Below are 18,365 nucleotides of genomic sequence, written 5' to 3' on the forward strand. Positions count from 1 at the left end.
AATGCGTGTACTGATCTCCGGCGCCGGGATCGCCGGGCCGGCGTGCGCGTTCTGGCTGCACCGGGCCGGCGCCGAGGTGACCGTGGTGGAACGGACGCCGGAACCGCGCCCCGGCGGGCACGCGGTCGACGTACGGGGAGTGGCCCGCGGCGTGGTCGAGCGGATGGGCCTGCGCGAGACGATCCGGCGGCACCAGGTCGACGAGCGCGGCTGGGCCATGGTCGACGGAACCGGGCGGCGGCTCGCCGAGATGCCGGCCGACGCGTTCGGCGGCGAGGGCATCGTCGCCGAGATCGAGATCGCCCGCGGCGACCTGGCCCGGATACTGCTCGACGCCACCCCCGGCGTCGACTACCGGTTCGGCGACCGGGTCACCGCCCTCGACGATCGCACGGTGACGTTCGCGAGCGGCGGCACCGAGCGGTACGACGTGGTGATCGGCGCCGACGGTGTCCACTCCGGTGTCCGGGCGCTCGCCTTCGGGCCGCGGGAACGGTTCGTCCGCTACCTCGGCGGCTACACCGCGTACTTCACCGTCGGAGACCCGGGCGACCTCGACCACTGGATGCTGATGTACAACGCGCCCGGCGGCCGGGTCGCCTACCTGCGCCCGGAGAACGGCGGCACCGCGAAGGCGGGGCTGAGCTTCCGGCACCCGGACCCGAGCTTCGAGCGGCTGTCCCGGGCCGACGCGGAACGCCTGGTCAGCGATCGGATGACCGGGGCCGGGTGGCGGATCCCGGATCTGCTGGCCGCGATGCCGGGCGCCGGCGACTTCTACTTCGACTCGATCAACCAGGTCCGGGTGGACCGCTGGTGGCGCGGACGGACCGTGCTGCTCGGCGACGCCGGCTACTGCGGGTCACCACTGGCCGGGCTGGGCACCAGCATGAGCCTGGTCGGCGGGTACGTGCTGGCCGGTGAGCTGACCCGGGCGGCCGATCCGGAGCGGGCCTTCGCGGCCTATCAGGGTGCGATGGCGGACTACGTGGAGAGTGGCCTCGAGCTGCCGCCCGGCGGGATGGCGATGTTCGCGCCGATGAGCCGGGCGGCGATCCGGTTGCGGACGTTCTCCACCCGGATGATGACCCGGTGGCCGGCCCGTCAGCTCGCCGAGCGGCAGTTCAGCAAGGCCGAGCAGATCACGTTGCGTGACTATCCGGCGCTGTCATCGCAGGTAGACGAGCCCGTCCAGCACCACTGACGGACGGCCCGTGCTGCCCTCGGCCCGCACCCGGACGGTGTGGGCGCCGCTGCTCCGCCACGTCCGTGTCCACACCGACCGCCGGTACTCGGGATCGCCGGACCGCAGATCCACGATCCCCTGGAACGCGCCGTCCACATAGACCCGGACCCGGCCGGACATCGCGGTCCGGGCCGCCAGCAGGGCCACCGAGCTGCCGGTGAAACGCCAGGTAAGCGACGATCCGGCGGCCGACGCGGCGACGGCTGCGCCGCCGAGATGCCCCCGGTCACGCACGGTGCGCCAGGTTCCGGTCCGCGGCGCCACGGCCTCGGTCAACACCACGGGGGTACGGGTGACCGCACCGTTCCTCGTGTTCCCGGCCTGGTCGGTCACGCTCACCGACCAGGTCTCGGGGGCACCGAGCCGTACGGTGCCGGTGATCCCCCGGGCGGCGCTGGTCAGGGTCTTGCCGGAGATCCGTACCGATCGGACGCCGGAGGTGTCACGGAGCCCCCAGTCGACCCGGACCGGGGCGGTGGCGCCGACCCGGCCCTCCCGCAGCGACACGAGCGGCGCGCGGGTGAAGGCGGGCGCGACCGCGTCCGCGACGACCTTCGCGCTGGTCAAGGCGATCCGGCCGGACAGGTGCACCGCCTTGACGGTGACCGTGTGCTCGCCCGGGGTCAGCCGCACCGCCGCCTGCCGGTACCCGCCGGGCACGGCCGTCGCGAGCCGCCCGTCCACCCACACCTCGAAGCGGTCCAGCATCCGGGTCGGGGTGTCCAGATCCCAGGCCGGTCCGGCCGGCCCCTTGGTGTAGTAGCGGCCGGCCCGCCGGCTGGCCTCGTTGACCCCCCGGTACCGCAACCCGGACGGAGCCGCCCCCGCCATCCGGCGGATCGACGGGAGCAGCGCGTAGAGCGAGTTCCCCGGGCACTCGGTCCGCCCGGTGTCCCGGTGCCCGGAGATCCGGTACAGAACCGCCGCCTTCCCGGCCGGGTAGCGGTCGCTGCCGGTGGAGACGAGCCGCACCCGGCCGAGCGCCGAATTCCGCCCGGCCCCCAGTTTGTACGCGGCCACCTGCGCCACCGCTGCCCGCGCCCGCGCCGGAACCGCCACCGACCCGTAGTTGCCGATCACCGCGATCGCGCTGGCGTTCGCGTTGAAGCCGAGCGTGTGCGCGCCGAGCACGGACCGGTTCACCCCGCCCGCGCGCCCTTCGAAGATCTGCCCGCACCTGTCGACCAGGAAGTTGTAACCGATGTCGTTCCACCCCTTGCTCTTGACGTGGTACGCCTCGATCCCCCGGACGATCCCCGCCGACTGCGCGCAGCCGTAGCCGTTGCCGGTCGCGGTGTGGTGCACGAACACCACCTGGACGGCGCCGGTGTACTCGGGCGGCTCCTCGATGATCGACTCGTCGGCCCGCCAGCCGGCCCGGGTCACCATCCTCGGCACCGGTCGCAACGGCAGTGCCACCTTGCCCACGAACCCGGCCCGCTCCTCCCGCCCCGCCGCTCCCCCGGCGGCCGGGACCCGGGCGGCGACCCTCTCCCGGGCGTCCGGGTTGATCAGGTCGACACGCAGGCCGGTGGGCAGAGCGGCGCCGGCCACCCGTGCCTGGACGCCGTCGGACGGCCCCACCCAGAGCGGATCGCTCGCCCCGCGGACATGTGGGCCACCGGCCCCGGCGGAGGCATCCGGATTGTCCGTCTCCAGCCGCTGCCAGGACGTCCACCGCCCGGTCGCCGCGACCCTGGTACGGATCTCGATGGCCCCCGCCGGGTCCGCCTTCGGGTCGCTCCAGGTGACGCCGGCCAGGCTGAACGGCTCCGTCGCCCGGGGCGCCAGTTCCGCGGTACGCTCTCCGCCCCGGCCCGCGACCAACCGCATCCGCCCCGCCGCTTCCTCACCTCGCGCGGTCAGGGCGAAGGTCTGGAGCACCGGCTCAGCCGGAGTGGGCGGATTCGCTGCGGTCCCTCCTCCGGTGGTCGCGACAGCCACCGCCGGGGTGGCGGTCATCAGGGCGGCGACGAGACGTGCGGTGAGCCGGTTGCGGCGCATGGAAACTCCCCCGGCCACCGGCAGAAGCGGTCATTTCGGATGGTCCGGGGCCACCTGACACCATGCCGGGGACGAACGAGGCAGGTGGGAATATCTGTGAAAATTGCTCATATCTGGTGATTACTGAGCCAATAAACAGATGATCACGATATCGACCGTCCCGGGGCTGTATCGTCCGAATCCGAGAGATCGGCACCCGGCCTGGCGACGGACCTCGGGAGCCGAAGGCATAGCGTGCCGCCCATGGCCGTCGATTATCGCAACCAGACCACCCTGATCACCGGGGCCAGCTCGGGGCTCGGCGCCCTGTTCGCCCGGCGCCTGGCCGCCCGCGGCTCGAACCTGGTGCTCGTCGCCCGGCGCACCGACCGGCTGGAGAGCATGGCCGCCGAACTGCCGGACGTGACCGTCACCCCGATCACGATGGATCTGGCCGCGCCGGGTGCGGGCGCGAAGCTGAGCGCCGCGGTGGCCGAGCGCGGGCTGGAGGTGACCAGCCTGATCAACAACGCCGGGTTCGGCACGCACCGGCTCTTCCACGAGGCGGATCCACAGCGCATCACCGACGAGATCACCCTCAACGTCACCAGCCTGACCGAGATCAGCCGGGCCTTCATCGAGCGGTTGCGCGCCCAGCCGGGTGGCGTGCTGCTCAACGTGGCGAGCATCGCCGGCTACCAGCCGGGCCCGACCCTGGCGGTGTACGCGGCGACCAAGGCCTACGTCCTCAGCTTCACCGAGGCGCTCTGGTCCGAGTCGCGCGGCACCGGGCTGCGGGTGATGGCGCTGTCGCCGGGCGCCACCGAGACGGAGTTCTTCGACGTGGCCGGTCAGGGCGCCGACGGCGGCACCCGGCGGATGCACGCCGACCGGGTGGTCGACCTGGCGCTGCGGGCGCTGGACCGGCGCAACCCGCCGCCCAGCCTGATCACCGGGCGGATGAACAGCCTGATGATCAACGCTGGGCGGCTGGCCGGGCGGCGGGTCACGACGGCCGCGCTCGGCGCGATGATGCGCCGGACCGGGTAGTCAGACCGAGCGGCGGTAGACGACGGCCTGCCAGGGGGCCAGATGCAGCCCGCCGGCCGGCGGTTCCAGGTTGGTCAGCAGCAGCTCGGCGCCGTCCCACCCGTCGATCGCGGCGTGCGCCTCCACACCGGAGAAGTTGCCGATCACCAGCAGCTCGGTGCTCCCCAGCCGACGGGTGAAGGCGTAGACGCGCTCGTCGTGCGGCAGCAGCATGGTGAAGTCGCCGCCGGCCACCGCGGGTTCGGTCTTCCGCAGTTCGATCAGACGCCGGTAGTAGTGGAAGACCGAATCCGGATCGGCCCGCTGAGCCTTCGCGTTGATCTCGGCATGGTTGGGGTTCACCGGCAGCCACGGTGTGCCGGTGGTGAAACCGCCGTGCGGGGAGTCGTCCCACTGCATCGGTGTGCGGGCATTGTCCCGGCCACGGGCCCGTAACACCGTCAAGACCTCTTCAGGGGTACGGCCTTCGAGCTCCACCGCCTGCCGGTACCGCCCGAGGGCCTCGATGTCGCGGAACTCGTCGATGCCGCCGAACGGGTAGTTGGTCATCCCGAGTTCCTCGCCCTGGTAGACGTAGGGCGTGCCGCGGTGCAGGTGCAGGACGGTGCCGAGCATCTTGGCGGAGGCGGACCGGTGGGCGGGGCTGTCGTCGCCGTACCGGGAGAGCACCCGGGGCTGGTCGTGGTTGTTCCAGTAGAGACTGTTCCAGCCGACGTCGGCGAGGCCGGCCTGCCAGCGGCCGAGGATCGCCTTGAGCGCGGTGAGCTGGAGCGGGACGATCAGCCACGGGTCGGGTCCACAGTCGACCCAGACATGGTCGAACTGGAAGACCATGTCGACCTCGTGCCGTACCGGGTCGGTGTGCAGGACGGCCTCGTCCACGGTGACGCCGGGCATCTCGCCGACGGTCAGCAGGCCGTCGCGGCCCTCGAAGACCTCGTGGTGCATCTCCTGGAGGAACTCGTGCAGGCGGGGGCCGCCGATGAAGGCCGCGGAGCCGTCGGCGTACGGCGATCCCGCGGTCAGCCGGCCGTCCGGGAGGTTGACGTCCTTGGAGATCATGTTGATGACGTCCATCCGGAAGCCGTCCACGCCGCGGTCCAGCCACCAGCGCATCATGGCGTAGACAGCCTGCCGGACCTCCGGGTTCTCCCAGTTGAGGTCGGGCTGCTTCGTCGAGAACAGGTGCAGGTAGTACTCGCCGGTCTTCTCGTCGTACTCCCAGGAGGGGCCGCCGAAGATGGAGCCCCAGTTGGTCGGCTCGGCGCCCGGTGCGCCCGGTTCCATGCCGGGGCGGGCGGGCCGCCACCAGTACCAGTCACGTTTCGGGTTGTCCGTCGAGGAGCGGCTCTCCTGGAACCACCGGTGCTCGGCGGAGCTGTGGTTCACCACCAGATCCATGATGATCTTCATGTTCCGGGCGTGCGCCCCGGCCAGCAGCTCGTCGAAGATCTCCAGGGTGCCGAAGAGCGGCTCGATGTTCTGGTAGTCGCTGATGTCGTAGCCGTTGTCGTCCTGCGGCGAGGGGTAGACGGGGGAGAGCCAGAGCACGTCGACGCCGAGCTCGGCGAGATGGTCGAGGTGATCGATGATGCCCCGCAGGTCGCCCATGCCGTCGCCGTCCGCGTCGGCGAAGCTGCGCGGGTAGATCTGGTAAACGACCGACTTCTTCCACCACGGATCCGTCATTGGTCTTCTCTAACACGTAAACGGGCCTGCTACCGGCGATGCATACTGACCAGGTGGTTATGGGCGGGAGTTCTGGTTTGTCATGAGGATTGCGCTTCTGGGGCCGATTGCCTGGCGCACGCCGCCGCTGCACTACGGCCCGTGGGAACTGATCACCAGCCTGCTCGCCGAGGGACTGACCGAACGCGGCGTCGACGTCACGCTCTTCGCCACACTGGACTCGGTCACCAAGGCCACCCTCGACGGTGTCGTGCCGACCGGGTACGAGGAGAACGCCGACATCGACGGCCGGGTCTGGGAAGCCATCCACGTCAGCCACGCGCTGGAGCGGTCCGGCGAGTTCGACCTGATCCACAACCACCTGGACTGGCTTCCGCTGGCGTTCTCGGCGCACTGCCGGACCCCGATGCTGACCACGGTGCACGGCTTCTCGGGGAACAACATCCTGCCGGCGTACCGGCGGGCCCGGTCGCACTTCGTCTCGATCTCGGACAGTGACCGCTCCCCCGACCTGGACTATGTGGCCACCGTCCACCACGGCGTCGACCTGAGCGAGCTGCCGTTCCACGCCGACGGCGGCGACGATCTGATCCTGTTCGGGCGAATTCATCCGGACAAGGGCACCGACATCGCCATCGAGATCGCCCGGCGGGCCGGCCGCCGGCTGGTGATCTGCGGAATCGTGCAGGACCAGGAGTATTTCGCCGAATGCGTGGAACCCCTCATCGACGGCGAACGGGTGGTCCATCTGGGCTCGGTCGGCCCGGACGAGCGGGGGAGGATCCTCGGCTCCGGTGCGGCGCTGCTGCACCCGATCCGGTTCGCCGAGCCGTTCGGGCTCTCCGTGGTCGAGTCGATGGCCTGCGGGACGCCCGTCATCGCGTACCGGAAAGGGTCGATGCCGGAAGTGGTCGACGAGGGGGTGACCGGCCACCTCGTCGATGGGGCCGACGAAGCGGTTGCCGCGGTGCAAAGGATCGCGGACATCGACCGTGCGGCCTGTTCCGCGCGCGCCCGGGAACGCTTCTCGGCTGACCGGATGGTGGACCAGTACCTGGCGATTTACCGGAACCTCATCAGCTGAATAGCTAGACCTTGTTAACGTCGCAATGTGAATTGCGCGTTGAACAAGCTCTATTCCGGTGCTGACTTTGCGCTGTTCACCCGCGGTGTACGGCACCGTGCCCGCGCGCGCTGAGTCCGTGCTGCGGGTCTGCAGCCGGCCGAGGAGAGAAAGGCCCAGTAATGCCCGCGACATACGGGTTTTTGAGCACTTATCCCCCCACTCAATGCGGTTTGGCGACTTTCAATGCGGCACTCGCCACCCATCTCACCGGCGGCGCCGGCGGGTCAGGCGTGGTGCGCCTACTCGCCTACGAGAACACCAGCGGAGGGATAGCGCTCGACCGGGCCGCACCACGGGTCGTACACACCTGGAACACCGACCGGGCCGGCGGCTGGGTGGCCGCCGCCACCGCGCTGAACAGTTTCGATGTGGCGATCCTCCAGCACGAGTACGGCATCTACCCGGGCGACGCCGGGGCCGAGGTGCTGCCGGTGCTGCGGGCGCTGCGGGTGCCGGCGATCGTGGTGCTGCACACCGTGCTGGCCAACCCCGACCCGTTGCAGCGCCAGGTGCTGGAGCAGGTCGTGGCCACCGCCGACGCCGTGGTGACCATGACGGACACCGCCCGGCAGCGACTGTCCACCCGGTACGACGTCGACCAGCGCAAGATCACCGTGATCCCACACGGGGCCGGCAGCCACAACGGCGCCCCACGCGAGGAACACGACCGTCCGCACCTGCTCACCTGGGGTCTGCTCGGGCCGGGCAAGGGCATCGAATGGGCGCTGCGGGCCCTCGCCCGCCTTGACGACGTACGCCCGCGCCCGGTCTACACGGTCGCCGGCCGTACCCATCCGCATGTGCTCGACCAGCAGGGTGACGTCTACCGCGACTCGCTCAAGGAACTCGCCGCGGACCTCGGGGTGGACGACTGCGTCCGCTGGGCCGACGTGTACCTGGAGCCGGCCGAACTGTCCCGGCTGATCCGGTCGTCCGACGCCGTGGTGCTGCCGTACGACTCCACCGAGCAGGTCACCTCGGGTGTGCTGATCGAGGCGGTGGCCGCCGGCATCCCGGTGGTGGCGACCGAGTTCCCGCACGCGGTGGAGCTGCTCGCGGACGGGCCGGGGCTGCTCGTACCCCATCAGGATCCGGAGGCGATGGCGGTGGCGATCCGGCACGTGCTCGCCGAGCCGGGCCTGCCGGGCCGGCTCGGCGGACTGGGCGGCGGACCGACCCTGCGCTGGCCCGCCGTGGCCGCCCGGTACCAGGCGCTGGCCGCAAGACTGATCGCCGCCCGCCGTCCGCTCGCCGCCGCCACGGTTTCGGCATAGGCATGGGACTGTCACTGCGGCTGGTTCCGCCGCCGATCCGACTCAACGACCTTCCCGCCCCTCGCTGGGACCACGTGTTCCGGCTCTCCGACGACACCGGGCTGCTCGAACACGCCCGCAACGCGATCGCCCGGCGCGAGCACGGGTACTGCGTGGACGACGTGTCGCGGGGCCTGCTCGTCGCGTCCCGCGAACCCCGGCCCGGACCGGATCTGGTCCGGCTGGCCGAGCGCTATCTGGCGTTCCTCACCCACGCGCAGGGCGCCGACGGGGCGTTCCGTAACCGGCTGAGCTACGACCGCCGCTGGCTGGACGAGCCGAGCCTCGGCGACTGGTGGGGCCGGGCCATGTGGGGGCTGGGCACGGCCGCGGCCCGCGGCCCGTCCGCGTGGATCCGCCGGGAGGCGGCCAACGCCTTCCGGCAGGGCGTGGCCTGCCGGGCGGTGTGGCCGCGGGCGATGACGTTCGCCGGGCTGGGCGCCGCCGAGGTGCTCCGCGCCGATCCGCACGACCGTGCGGCCGCCGACCTGCTCGGCGACGCGGCCACCGCGATCGGGACACCCGGCCCGGATCCGGAATGGATCTGGCCGGAACAGGAGCTCACCTATGCGAATCCGGCGCTGCCCGAGGTGGTCATCGCGGCCGGGGATCTCCTCGGCGACGAGGGCCTGCTCACCGACGGGCTGCGGATGCTGACGTGGCTGTGCCGGATGCAGGAGAACGACGGGCACCTGTCCACCGTCCCGGTCGGTGGCTGGCGGCCGGGCGTGCCGCGCCACCGGTACGACCAGCAGCCGATCGAGGCCGCGGCCACGGCCGACGCCTGCGCCACGGCGGCCGCGGTGACCGGCGACGACGGCTGGGACGCGCCGCTCTTCCAGGCGATCGCCTGGTTCTTCGGCGACAACGACACCGGAACGGTGATGTCCGATAACGAGACTGGCGGATGTTATGACGGGTTGAAGGCCAATGGTCCTAATGTGAACCAAGGAGCCGAATCCACCCTCGCGCTCGTCTCGACGTTGCAGCATGCCCGCACGCTGGCGAGCCGGAGCGCGACCAGACCGTCAGGCGGCCTAGCGTGACAGCAACGGTGAACACCATCGACATCACCCGTCACAACATCACCATGACGCCGGACGACCGGCGCGTCGTGATCAAGCTCTTCGTCCCGGGCGAGGACGCGCAAGTCGCGCACAACCGCGCGTCCAGCCTCATCGAGCGCATCCTGCGACTCGACGAGACGGACATCAACACCCAGCTGGACGACGTGCTGGCCCAGTTCTCCGGACGGCACCACGACATCCTCGGCGTCTTCCAGCACCACTACGAGGTGGTGCAGCACCGGGTGCCGTCACACATCGAGCTGTCGCCGGCCGCACGCACCCTGATCGGCGCGTACTTCAGCCACGAGTTCTCGGTGGAGGCCGCAGCGCTCTGCAACCCGTCGATGGTGCCGCATCCCGACCAGGGCGACCTGGAACCCGGGGAGATGCGGGCCGCGCTCAGCCTGCGCCAGATCGGCGAGGGGCACATCTCGTCGATCGGCTTCTGCAGCGTGGTGCTCGGGCCCGGCGCGGCCATCCGGATGGAGGACCGTGACGGCCCGCTGATGATCGGCAACAGGGTCGGCGCCAAGCACATGAGGCACCAGCTGGTCGCGGCGCTCGGCGACGAGGACATGGACAACGAGGCCTCGGCGTACGTGCTCAACGCTCTGCCCGAACGCTACGACGACACGGTGTTCGAGGAGATCATCGGTCACCTGCCGACCGAGCTGCTGGCCCGGCCGACCACCCCGATGAGCCTCGAGCTCATCCGCCGGATCGTCGGCGACGACTATGCGGTGACGTTTCCGGCCACCATCCCGCTGCACCAGCGGGTGCTCTGGCCGGCCACGCCGAGCGAGAGCAAGGGCATGGAGGACGCCCGGTTCGTGCAGGTGGTCGACCCGGACGGGCGGCCCGCCTACCAGGCGACCTACACCGCGTACGACGGGTTCAACATCTCCGGGCGGGTCATCTACTCGAAGGACCTGCGGCACTTCGAGGTGACCACCCTCCAGGGCCCGGCCGCCCGCAACAAGGGCATGGCACTGTTCCCCCGCTACGTCGGGGGAAGGAAGCTGGCGCTCTGCCGCTCCGACGGCGAGACCCTGGGCCTCACCGTCCGCGACGAACAGCACCGCTGGCAGCCGGCCGGCCCGCTGCTCGTGCCACACCGCGGCTGGGAACTCATCCAGGTCGGCAACTGCGGGTCACCGATCGAGACCGACGCCGGCTGGCTGGTGCTCACCCACGGTGTCGGCCCGATGCGGCGGTACGGCATCGGCGCCATGCTGCTCGACCTGGACAATCCCGAACGGGTCATCGCCGACCTGCCGCAGGGGCTGATCGACCCGGACGAGGTCGAACGCGAGGGGTACGTGCCGAACGTGCTCTACTCCTGCGGAGGGCTCATCCACGATGATCGGTTCTGGCTGCCGTACGCCTCCAGTGACGTACGGATCGGCTTCGCCAGCATGCCGCTGGACGACCTGCTGCGCCGCATGCAGCCGGTCGCGGGTTAGCGGCCCGGGACCGTCCCCGGTCGGGGATCAGCGGCCGGGGACCGTCCCCGTCACCACCCAGATGGTGAGGACGGCCAGGAAGGTCCCGCTCGCGCCGGCCGCCTCCACGCAGGCCAGCCACTCGTCGCGCAGGCCCGGCGGGGTGGCCCAGACCTCGACGGGCACCTCCGGGTTGACCATCGGGAGCACCACGGCAGCAGATTCGGGAGTGGCGAAGAAGCAGGTGACGGGGGTCGCGGTCAGCCGGGTCAGGCCGGCCGCGACCAACCGGCGCCGCAGCGTACGCCCCATGTCGTGCTGTTTCGGGGTGAAGTGCCCGCGGACGTGCGCCATCACCACTTCGCCCAGACCGGCCGGCATACCGTCGAAGGCGAGCGAACCCCAGTCGGTGTCGACGAGACAGATCCGGCCGCCGGGGCGCGTCACCCGGGCCAGCTCGGCGATCGCCCGGTCGGCGTCGTCCACGTGCTGGAGGACCCGCTCGCACCAGACCCCGTCGACGCAGTCGTCCGGCAGGTCCAGGGCGCAGACGTCACCGGTCAGGTACCGCACGTTGCTGCCGTCGTGACGGTCGATCGCGGTCGCCGTCAACGACGCCGAATAGTCGAGAGCGAGCACCTCACCGGACCCGCCGACCATCCCGGCCAGCATCCGGGCCACGTCACCGGAGCCGGAACCCGCGTCGAGCAGCCGCTGCCCCGGCCGCGGGCCCAGCGAGTCGAACGCGACGCGGCGCACCCGCTGGATCTCCGGATGGCGGCCCATGGCGGTGAGCGCGTCGAGCACGATTTCCGACATCTGTGCCGATAAGGCATCGATGTCGGAAAAGGGCGTCCGGTCCTTCTGCGCGGGTTCCATCCCGCAATTGTTCATCTCCACGCCACCATACGGGGTTCCTCGTCATCCATCCGACAGGCGCGGCACCTGCCCTTTCGCTAGATCGACCGGCGAGTGTGCGGCATCCGCACACGTCCGGCCGGAGGAATCAGTCCATACAGAGGGTGATGTTCCATGCGTCACACGTGACTAGTGGAATCAAAGGCAACAGGCCGGCAACCGATGTGTAAAACTTCCGGACATGATCGAACGGGTGAAGTTCGGGCTGGTCGGCTACGGCACCGGCGGCCGGGTGTTCCACGCGCCGCTGATCGCGTCGGCGCAGAACATCGATTTCGTCGGCGTGGTCACCACGTCCGAGGAGCGCCGGGCCCAGATCGCGGAAGAGCTGCCGGGCGTCAAGGCGTACGACTCGATCGCTGCCCTGGCCGCCGACGGAGTCCAGGCGGTGGCCATCTCCACACCCGCCGCCACCCACGCCGCGCTGGCGCACGAGGCCATCGCGGCCGGTCTCGCGGTGGTCGTCGACAAGCCGTTCGCCCTCGACCCCGAAACCGCGCGCAAGCTCGTCACCACCGCCGAAGAAGCGGGCGTCCCGCTCACCGTCTACCAGAACCGGCGGTGGGACTCCGACCTGCTCACCATCCGCAAGCTGATGGAGAACGGTTCCCTCGGCACCGTCCGCCGCTTCGAGTCGCGGATGGAACGCTGGGCGCCCGACCGCCTGCCCAAGGACGCCGGCGGCGGCACCCTCCTCGACTTCGGCTCACACCTCGTCGACCAGGCGCTGCAACTGCACGGCCCGGCCACCCGCGTCTACGCCGAGGTACACGGCCCCGACGGCGGCCTCGACGACGACTTCTTCCTGGCCCTGCACCACGAGAACGGCGTCGAATCGCACCTGTGGGGCAGCTGGCGGCAGGCCGGCCCCGGCCCGCGCTTCCGGGTCAGCGGCACCGCCGGCACCTACATCTCGGCCCTCCTCGACTGTCAGGAGGACATGCTGAAGGCCGGCAAGAGCCCCGCCAAACTCGGCGACCGCTGGGGCGTCGAACCCGAACACCGCTGGGGCCACCTCTTCCGCGGCGCCACCGGCGCCCCGGTCGAGAGCTGCCGCGGCCGCTGGGACCGGTTCTACCCGGCCGTCGCCTCGGCGGTCCTCGGCGAGGGCCCGCTCCCCGTCGACCCGTGGGACTCGGTCCGCGCCATGGAAATCCTCGACGCGGCCCGCACCAGCGCCACGCAGGGCGTCGCGGTCACCCTCTAACCCGTCCCAGCCCGGACGGCCCCACCCGTCCCAGCACGGCCAGCGGCAACCCATCCCCCCGCCGCCCGGCGGCCTGCCGCCGGCCTGCCACTGCCGCCGCCCTGCCACTGCCGCCGCCCTGCCACTGCCGGCGGCCTGCCACTGCCCGCGGCCTGCCACTGCCCGCGGCCTGCCACTGCCGGCGGCCTGCCGCTGGCCTGCCACTGCCACTGCCACGCGATCTTGAACGATCCTCCACCCGCCGGGGTGGCCAATCGTCCAAGATCCCCCCAAGCGGCCCCCTCAACCACCCACGCACACAACCTCGCGCGCACACCCACCAAGCTCGACCCGATCTTGGACGATTTGCCACCGGAGGCGGTGGGCAATCGTCCAAAATCGCGTGGGGAGCGCGGGCCGTGGGGAGCGCAACACTCGGGGTGCCCCTACCTGCGCCGGGTCGACGGGAAGCGCGATGCAGCGGACGCGCGAGCCAACGGACGCGCGAGCCAACGCACGCGCGAGCCAACGCACGCGCAAGCCAACGCACGCGCAAGCCAACGCACGCGCAAGCCAACGCACGCGCAAGCCAACGCACGCGCAAGCCAACGCACGCGCAAGCCAACGCACGCGCAAGCCAACGCACGCGCAAGCCAACGCACGCGCAAGCCAACGCACGCGCCAACGAGAGCGCGAGGCAGCGGACGCGCGAGGCAACGAGAGCGCGAGGCAGCGGGCACGCAGTGGTCGGCGGTTCTTGAGGTGGGTATTCGTCAGAGAACCCGCGGGTGGACGCCAGGGCCGACCACGCGGGCGGTGGCCAGCGAGTCCGGGAGGTCGGCGAGGTCCAGGCCGCCCGGGATCCAGGAGATCGTCGAACTGTCGGTCTCGGTCATCGCGGTGAGGACGCCGTCCGGGGTCAGGCCCGCCGACAGCAGCAACCGGATCTCACGGATGTTGACTCCCGGTGGGAGCGGGCCGTTACCCAGGTCGGTGCCGTAGCGGACGCTTCCGCCGTACTCCAGGAAGCGCCGGAGGTTGTCGACGGCGATCCCGGATGCCGGGTCCGGGTCGCCCCAGCCGTGGATGTCCAGCGTGCTGATCCAGGTCATCCGCTGCGCGCAGGCACGTAGCAGCTCGTCGTCGATCCGCTCGGTCCAGGGTGTGTGCGCCAGCATGTCGGCACCGGCCGTGTGGGCGGCGGCCACCGTACCGGCGCCCTCCGCGTGCATCACCACCGGCAGTCCGGCGGCCCGCGCTGAGGTGACCAGCGCGGCCAGTGTGGCCGGGGCCGGCATCGGTCCGCCGGCGTGCGCGGTGACCTTGATCAGGCTCGCGCCGGCGGACCACGCCGCGGACACCGCCGTGTCGGCGTCGGCCTCCGAGCAGATCTCTCGCCAGCTGCCCGCCGGCGCCCACGGCCGATCGCTCGGGTAGCCGCCGGGAGCGGTCAGGAACGGTCCGGCATAGCGGATCCGTGGCAGGCCGGCGTCCGGTTTCCGGGACCGCCCGGCGAGAGCGGCGACCTTCTCGGGAACACCGCCCAGATCCCACACCTCGGCGATCCCACCGGCCCGGACCGTGCCCAGGTCGACCAGCGCCGAGTGCACATGCGCATCCACCAGCCCTGGCAGCAGCGTGCCGGGGAAGCGCCGTGTGCCGTCGCCGTCCGGCGCGAGCTCAGCGGGCACCGGCCGCACCCGTCCATCGGGCGCTACCCGCAGGGCCACCCCGGAACGCAGCCGCCCACCCCACCAGACGGTCTCCGCCACCAGCCACTCCGGAGCCGACGACGCGGCGGGAGCCCACGGCCCGGCGGGAGCCGACGGGACGACAGTCGGCGGGATCTCGGTCTCCTCGGCGACGGTTACCGATGGTCGAGGGCCGCTGCTGCGACGCAGCGCTGACAAACCGCAACCGCCCGCCGAACCGGAGCAGGCCGCCTCAGTCGGGGCCTTCTCACATACGCTCTCCGGCGACGCCGACCCGGCCGCCGGCGCTGGGGAATCGGCCGCCGGCGACGTCGAGTCGGTCAGCGGCGGGGTGGGGTCGGTCACCGGGGGTTCTTCCGGAGCAGGTCGCGCAGTACGGCGAGGCCCTGGTGAACCTCGGTGAAGCTGGTGCTCAACGGCGCCGGGCCGATGCGCAGGCCGTCCGGGCGGCGGTAGTCGGGGATCACCCCGCCGGCCCACAGCGGCTCCAGGAGCTCGCGGAAACCGTCCCGCCGCAGCGTCACGTGGCCGCCGCGCCGGTCGGGGTCGCGTGGGCTCGTCACGGTGACGCCGTGCGGGGCCAGCCACTCGTCGGCGAGTTCCAGGACGAAGTCGGTGAGCAGCAGCGACTTGGCCCGGACGGCGTCGATCCCGGCGGCCGCGAGCATGTCCAGGTTGGCGTGCAGCGGCACCATGGCGAGGATCGGCGGGGTGCCGCTGAGCAGCGCCCGGATCCCGGCGGCCGCCTCGTAGCCGGGGCCCATCTCGAATGACGCCCGGTGCCCCATCCAGCCCTGGATCGGCTGCCGCAGCTCACCCTGCAAATCCTGCCGCAGGTAGGCGAACGCCGGCGCTCCCGGGCCGCCGTTGAGGTACTTGTAGGTGCATCCGACCGCCAGGTCGACGCCCCACGCGTCGAGTTCGATCGGCACCGAGCCGGCGGAATGGCACAGGTCCCACATGGCGAGCGCCCCGGCCTCGTGCGCGATCCGGTTGATCTCGGCCACGTCGGCGAGCCAGCCCGACCGGTACGCCACGTGGCTGAACAGCACCAGAGCGGTGTCCGCGTCCACCGCGCCGGCGACCTGTGCCGGGTCGATGCCGGTGGCCGGGTCGGTCTCGATCCAGACGAGTTCCAGGTCGCGTTCGGCGGCGATGCCCTCCAGTACGTACCGATCGGTGGGGAAGTTGTCGGTGTCCAGCACCACCTTGCGGCGGCCCGGCCGGGCGTCCACCGCGGCCCGGGCCAGCTTGTAGATCAGGACCGTGGTGGAGTCGGCGATCACCACCTGGCCGGGGCCGGCGCCGAGGGCGACCGTGCCGAGCCGGTCGCCGAGGGTGAGCGGCCACTCCAGCCAGCCTTCGTCCCAGCCGCGGATGAGCCGCCCGCCCCACTGCTCGCGGATGAACTCGTCGACGAGCCGGGCGGTCGCCTCCAACGGCCGGCCCAGCGAGTTGCCGTCGAGGTACGAGAGCAGCTCGGCCGGCGGCGGGGTGATGAACTGCTCCCGGAACGACGCGAGGGGGTCGGCCGCGTCCAGTTCGGCGGCACGGGCGAGCAGGTCATCGGTCGGGGAGGAGGTCAACGGGGCACTCCGATTTCGGTGCGGACGGCATAGAGCTCGGGGAAGAATGTCAGATCGAGAGCGGCCTTCAGAAAGCCGACCCCGCTGGATCCCCCGGTGCCCCGTTTGAAGCCGATCGTCCGCTCCACGGTCTTCAGGTGCCGGAACCGCCACAACTGGAAGTTCTCCTCCAGGTCGACGAATTCCTCGCAGGCCTCGTAGACGTCCCAGTTGTGTTCGGCGTTCTCGTAGATCTGCTGGAACACGGGCACCAGGTCGGGCTGGTACTCGTACGCCTCGGTGACGTCCCGCTCCAGGATCCCGACCGGTACGCCGTGCCCGCGCCGGGCCAGGAAGTGCAGGAACTCGTCGTAGACGCTCGGGCCGGCCAGCGCGTCCTCCAGCAGGGCACGCGCCTCGGGCTGGTCGTCGAAGATCGACAGCATGTGCCGGTTCTTGTTGCCGAGCAGGAACTCGATCGCCCGGTACTGATAGCTCTGGAACCCGGACGACGTGCCGAGGAAGCTGCGGAACTGCGCATACTCCGTCGGGGTCAGGGTGGCCAGCACCGACCACTGCTCGGTGAGGGTGCGCTGGATGTGCTTGACCCGGGCGAGCCCCTTGAGCGCGGGACGCAGCTCGTCCTTGGCCAGATACACCTGGACCGCCCGCAGCTCATGGATGATCAGTTTCAGCCACAGCTCGGATGTCTGGTGCTGAACGATGAAGAGCAGCTCGTCATGGTGCTCGGGCACGCTCACCGGGTGCTGCCCGCCCAGGATCTCCGCGAGGTGAAGGTACTCACCATACGAGAGATTGACCTTGAAATCCCTGACGATGCCGTTCTCGAGCGGCCGCTGTGCCGACATCACTCCACCTCCGGTCCCAAGGAGATCACAGCGGCCCCCAGTACACCCAACGGCCGTCGTGCCTGACGAATCGACTCTTCTCCGTCATCACGCCGGTCCGCCCGCCGTCGGTGAAATGTGCGCGGAACTCGACCGTCCCCTCCGCGTCGAAGATCCCGCCCCCGCTGTGGTCCAGCACCTCAAGACGCATCCACCGCACGCCGGGGTCGGTCTCCAGGGTCGCCGGGCGCGTCTGTGGATGCCACGTCGCCAGCACGTAGTCGACCAGGTCCAGCGCATACGCGCTGAAGCGCGAGCGCATCAGCGCTTCCGGGTCCGCCGCCGCCTGTCCGCGGTGCAGGCTTCCACAACAGTCCTCGTACGCGGGGTGCCCGCACGGGCACACGGCAGAGGTCTTCCGGGGCTTGGGGGATCTGCGAGCCATGCGCCCCAGTCTCCCCCAGCCCGCGGGCGGCCCCCGAAGTTGTCCACAGTCCCGCGTCGGCGCAGGTCAGCCGGCCTGCTGCTCGATCACGATGCCGCTGATCACTTTCTGACAGCGGTCGAGTTCCTCGATCAGCCCCTGCATCTCCTCGATGGCGGACACCGCGTTCTGGGTGTCGGCCCGGATGCCGCCGACCTGGGTGCCGATCTCGCTGGTGGCGGTGGCCGTCTCGTTGGCCAGGTCCTTGACCTCGCTGGCCACCACGGCGAACCCGCGGCCCGCCTCGCCGGCCCGGGCGGCCTCGATCGTCGCGTTCAGCGCCAGCAGGTTGGTCTGTTTCGCGATGGTCGCGATCAACTGCACCACCTTGCCGATCTCCGTGCTGCTGGCCTCCAGCCGCTGGATGACCTGCACCGCGGTCTCGGCCGCGTGCACCGCCGCCTGGGTGGCCGTGGCCATGTCGTTGCTGACGTTGGCCAGGCGGTGCACCGAATCCCGCTGCCGGCCCTGCGCCGACCAGTCGCTCTGGCCGTCGGCGGACGGGTCCTGCTGATCGCCGGAGTAGCCGTCATTCTGATCCCAGTCGGACATGGTGGTGGCGACCCCTCTCTACCGGTCTCCGCAAAACATCCCATCCCGCCCACCGGCAGCGAAGCGTTTTCCCGCGATCCAGCCTGACCGGGCGGCTAGCGCCGCACGGTCCGACCCGGGCGGCTGGCGCCGCACGGGTCACTGGGTCAGGGTGAGCGAACCGGGCGGCTGGCGCCGCACGGGT

15 protein-coding genes are annotated in these 18,365 nt (G+C 70.9%); 7 read left to right on the top strand and 8 right to left on the bottom strand.

Annotated elements, in window-relative coordinates; translation table 11 throughout:
- Position 1: 1 nt before the first annotated feature.
- Positions 2–1,204: an FAD-dependent monooxygenase gene (locus tag BJ964_RS02215; protein WP_188119098.1), complete on the top strand. Its 1,203-nt coding sequence runs from the start codon at positions 2–4 to the stop codon at positions 1,202–1,204.
- Here BJ964_RS02215 and BJ964_RS02220 read toward each other — a convergent pair.
- Entirely contained in the window at positions 1,169–3,250 is a 2,082-nt protein-coding gene (locus BJ964_RS02220) for a peptidoglycan recognition protein family protein (protein ID WP_188119099.1), read from the bottom strand. The genes BJ964_RS02215 and BJ964_RS02220 overlap by 36 nt on opposite strands.
- 243 nt (positions 3,251–3,493) lie before the next feature.
- On the opposite strand from BJ964_RS02220, the gene BJ964_RS02225 reads away from it, so the two are divergent.
- The gene (locus BJ964_RS02225) at positions 3,494–4,279 is read left to right on the top strand and encodes an SDR family NAD(P)-dependent oxidoreductase (RefSeq protein WP_188119100.1); all 786 of its coding nucleotides are present in this window, start codon (positions 3,494–3,496) and stop codon (positions 4,277–4,279) included.
- Here the strand turns inward: BJ964_RS02225 and BJ964_RS02230 are convergent, their stop codons facing one another.
- Positions 4,280–5,968 (bottom strand): alpha-glucosidase, encoded by a 1,689-nt coding sequence (locus BJ964_RS02230; protein ID WP_188119101.1) that lies wholly within the window; start codon positions 5,966–5,968, stop codon positions 4,280–4,282. It lies immediately after the preceding gene.
- A gap of 82 nt (positions 5,969–6,050) precedes the next feature.
- Here BJ964_RS02230 and BJ964_RS02235 point away from each other — a divergent pair, with 82 nt between their 5' ends.
- The 4 genes from BJ964_RS02235 (at position 6,051) to BJ964_RS02250 (ending at position 10,937) form a co-directional block, all read left to right on the top strand.
- On the top strand, positions 6,051–7,052 hold the full coding sequence (locus tag BJ964_RS02235; protein WP_188119102.1) for a glycosyltransferase family 4 protein: 1,002 nt from the start codon (positions 6,051–6,053) through the stop codon (positions 7,050–7,052).
- Between the two features lie 161 nt (positions 7,053–7,213).
- Positions 7,214–8,368: a glycosyltransferase gene (locus tag BJ964_RS02240; RefSeq protein ID WP_188119103.1), complete on the top strand. Its 1,155-nt coding sequence runs from the start codon at positions 7,214–7,216 to the stop codon at positions 8,366–8,368.
- 2 nt (positions 8,369–8,370) lie between these two features.
- Entirely contained in the window at positions 8,371–9,453 is a 1,083-nt protein-coding gene (locus tag BJ964_RS02245) for a glycosyltransferase (protein WP_188119104.1), read from the top strand.
- A complete protein-coding gene (locus BJ964_RS02250; RefSeq protein ID WP_203832597.1) occupies positions 9,450–10,937 on the top strand; it encodes a glycoside hydrolase family 130 protein in 1,488 nt (495 codons plus the stop codon). Before BJ964_RS02245 ends, BJ964_RS02250 begins: the two co-directional genes overlap by 4 nt.
- A gap of 27 nt (positions 10,938–10,964) precedes the next feature.
- Here the strand turns inward: BJ964_RS02250 and BJ964_RS02255 are convergent, their stop codons facing one another.
- The gene (locus BJ964_RS02255) at positions 10,965–11,735 is read right to left on the bottom strand and encodes a methyltransferase domain-containing protein (RefSeq protein WP_229806692.1); all 771 of its coding nucleotides are present in this window, start codon (positions 11,733–11,735) and stop codon (positions 10,965–10,967) included.
- Positions 11,736–12,015: 280 nt separating this feature from the next.
- On the opposite strand from BJ964_RS02255, the gene BJ964_RS02260 reads away from it, so the two are divergent.
- Positions 12,016–13,041 (top strand): Gfo/Idh/MocA family protein, encoded by a 1,026-nt coding sequence (locus BJ964_RS02260; RefSeq protein ID WP_188119106.1) that lies wholly within the window; start codon positions 12,016–12,018, stop codon positions 13,039–13,041.
- 752 nt (positions 13,042–13,793) lie between these two features.
- Here BJ964_RS02260 and BJ964_RS02265 read toward each other — a convergent pair.
- The 5 genes from BJ964_RS02265 to BJ964_RS02285 form a co-directional block, all read right to left on the bottom strand.
- The gene (locus BJ964_RS02265; RefSeq protein ID WP_229806691.1) at positions 13,794–14,930 is read right to left on the bottom strand and encodes an amidohydrolase family protein; all 1,137 of its coding nucleotides are present in this window, start codon (positions 14,928–14,930) and stop codon (positions 13,794–13,796) included.
- A gap of 143 nt (positions 14,931–15,073) precedes the next feature.
- Positions 15,074–16,318, bottom strand: coding sequence for a kynureninase (kynU, locus tag BJ964_RS02270; RefSeq protein WP_188119107.1), 1,245 nt, complete (start codon positions 16,316–16,318; stop codon positions 15,074–15,076).
- Positions 16,315–17,166 (bottom strand): tryptophan 2,3-dioxygenase, encoded by an 852-nt coding sequence (locus BJ964_RS02275; RefSeq protein ID WP_188119108.1) that lies wholly within the window; start codon positions 17,164–17,166, stop codon positions 16,315–16,317. The genes kynU and BJ964_RS02275 overlap by 4 nt, the downstream gene beginning before the upstream one ends.
- 25 nt (positions 17,167–17,191) lie before the next feature.
- Positions 17,192–17,551, bottom strand: coding sequence for a YchJ family protein (locus tag BJ964_RS02280; protein ID WP_307838028.1), 360 nt, complete (start codon positions 17,549–17,551; stop codon positions 17,192–17,194).
- A gap of 105 nt (positions 17,552–17,656) precedes the next feature.
- On the bottom strand, positions 17,657–18,181 hold the full coding sequence (locus tag BJ964_RS02285) for a methyl-accepting chemotaxis protein (RefSeq protein WP_188119110.1): 525 nt from the start codon (positions 18,179–18,181) through the stop codon (positions 17,657–17,659).
- Positions 18,182–18,365 lie beyond the last annotated feature (184 nt).

It is taken from the genome of Actinoplanes lobatus, assembly GCF_014205215.1.
Taxonomy (GTDB): domain Bacteria; phylum Actinomycetota; class Actinomycetes; order Mycobacteriales; family Micromonosporaceae; genus Actinoplanes; species Actinoplanes lobatus.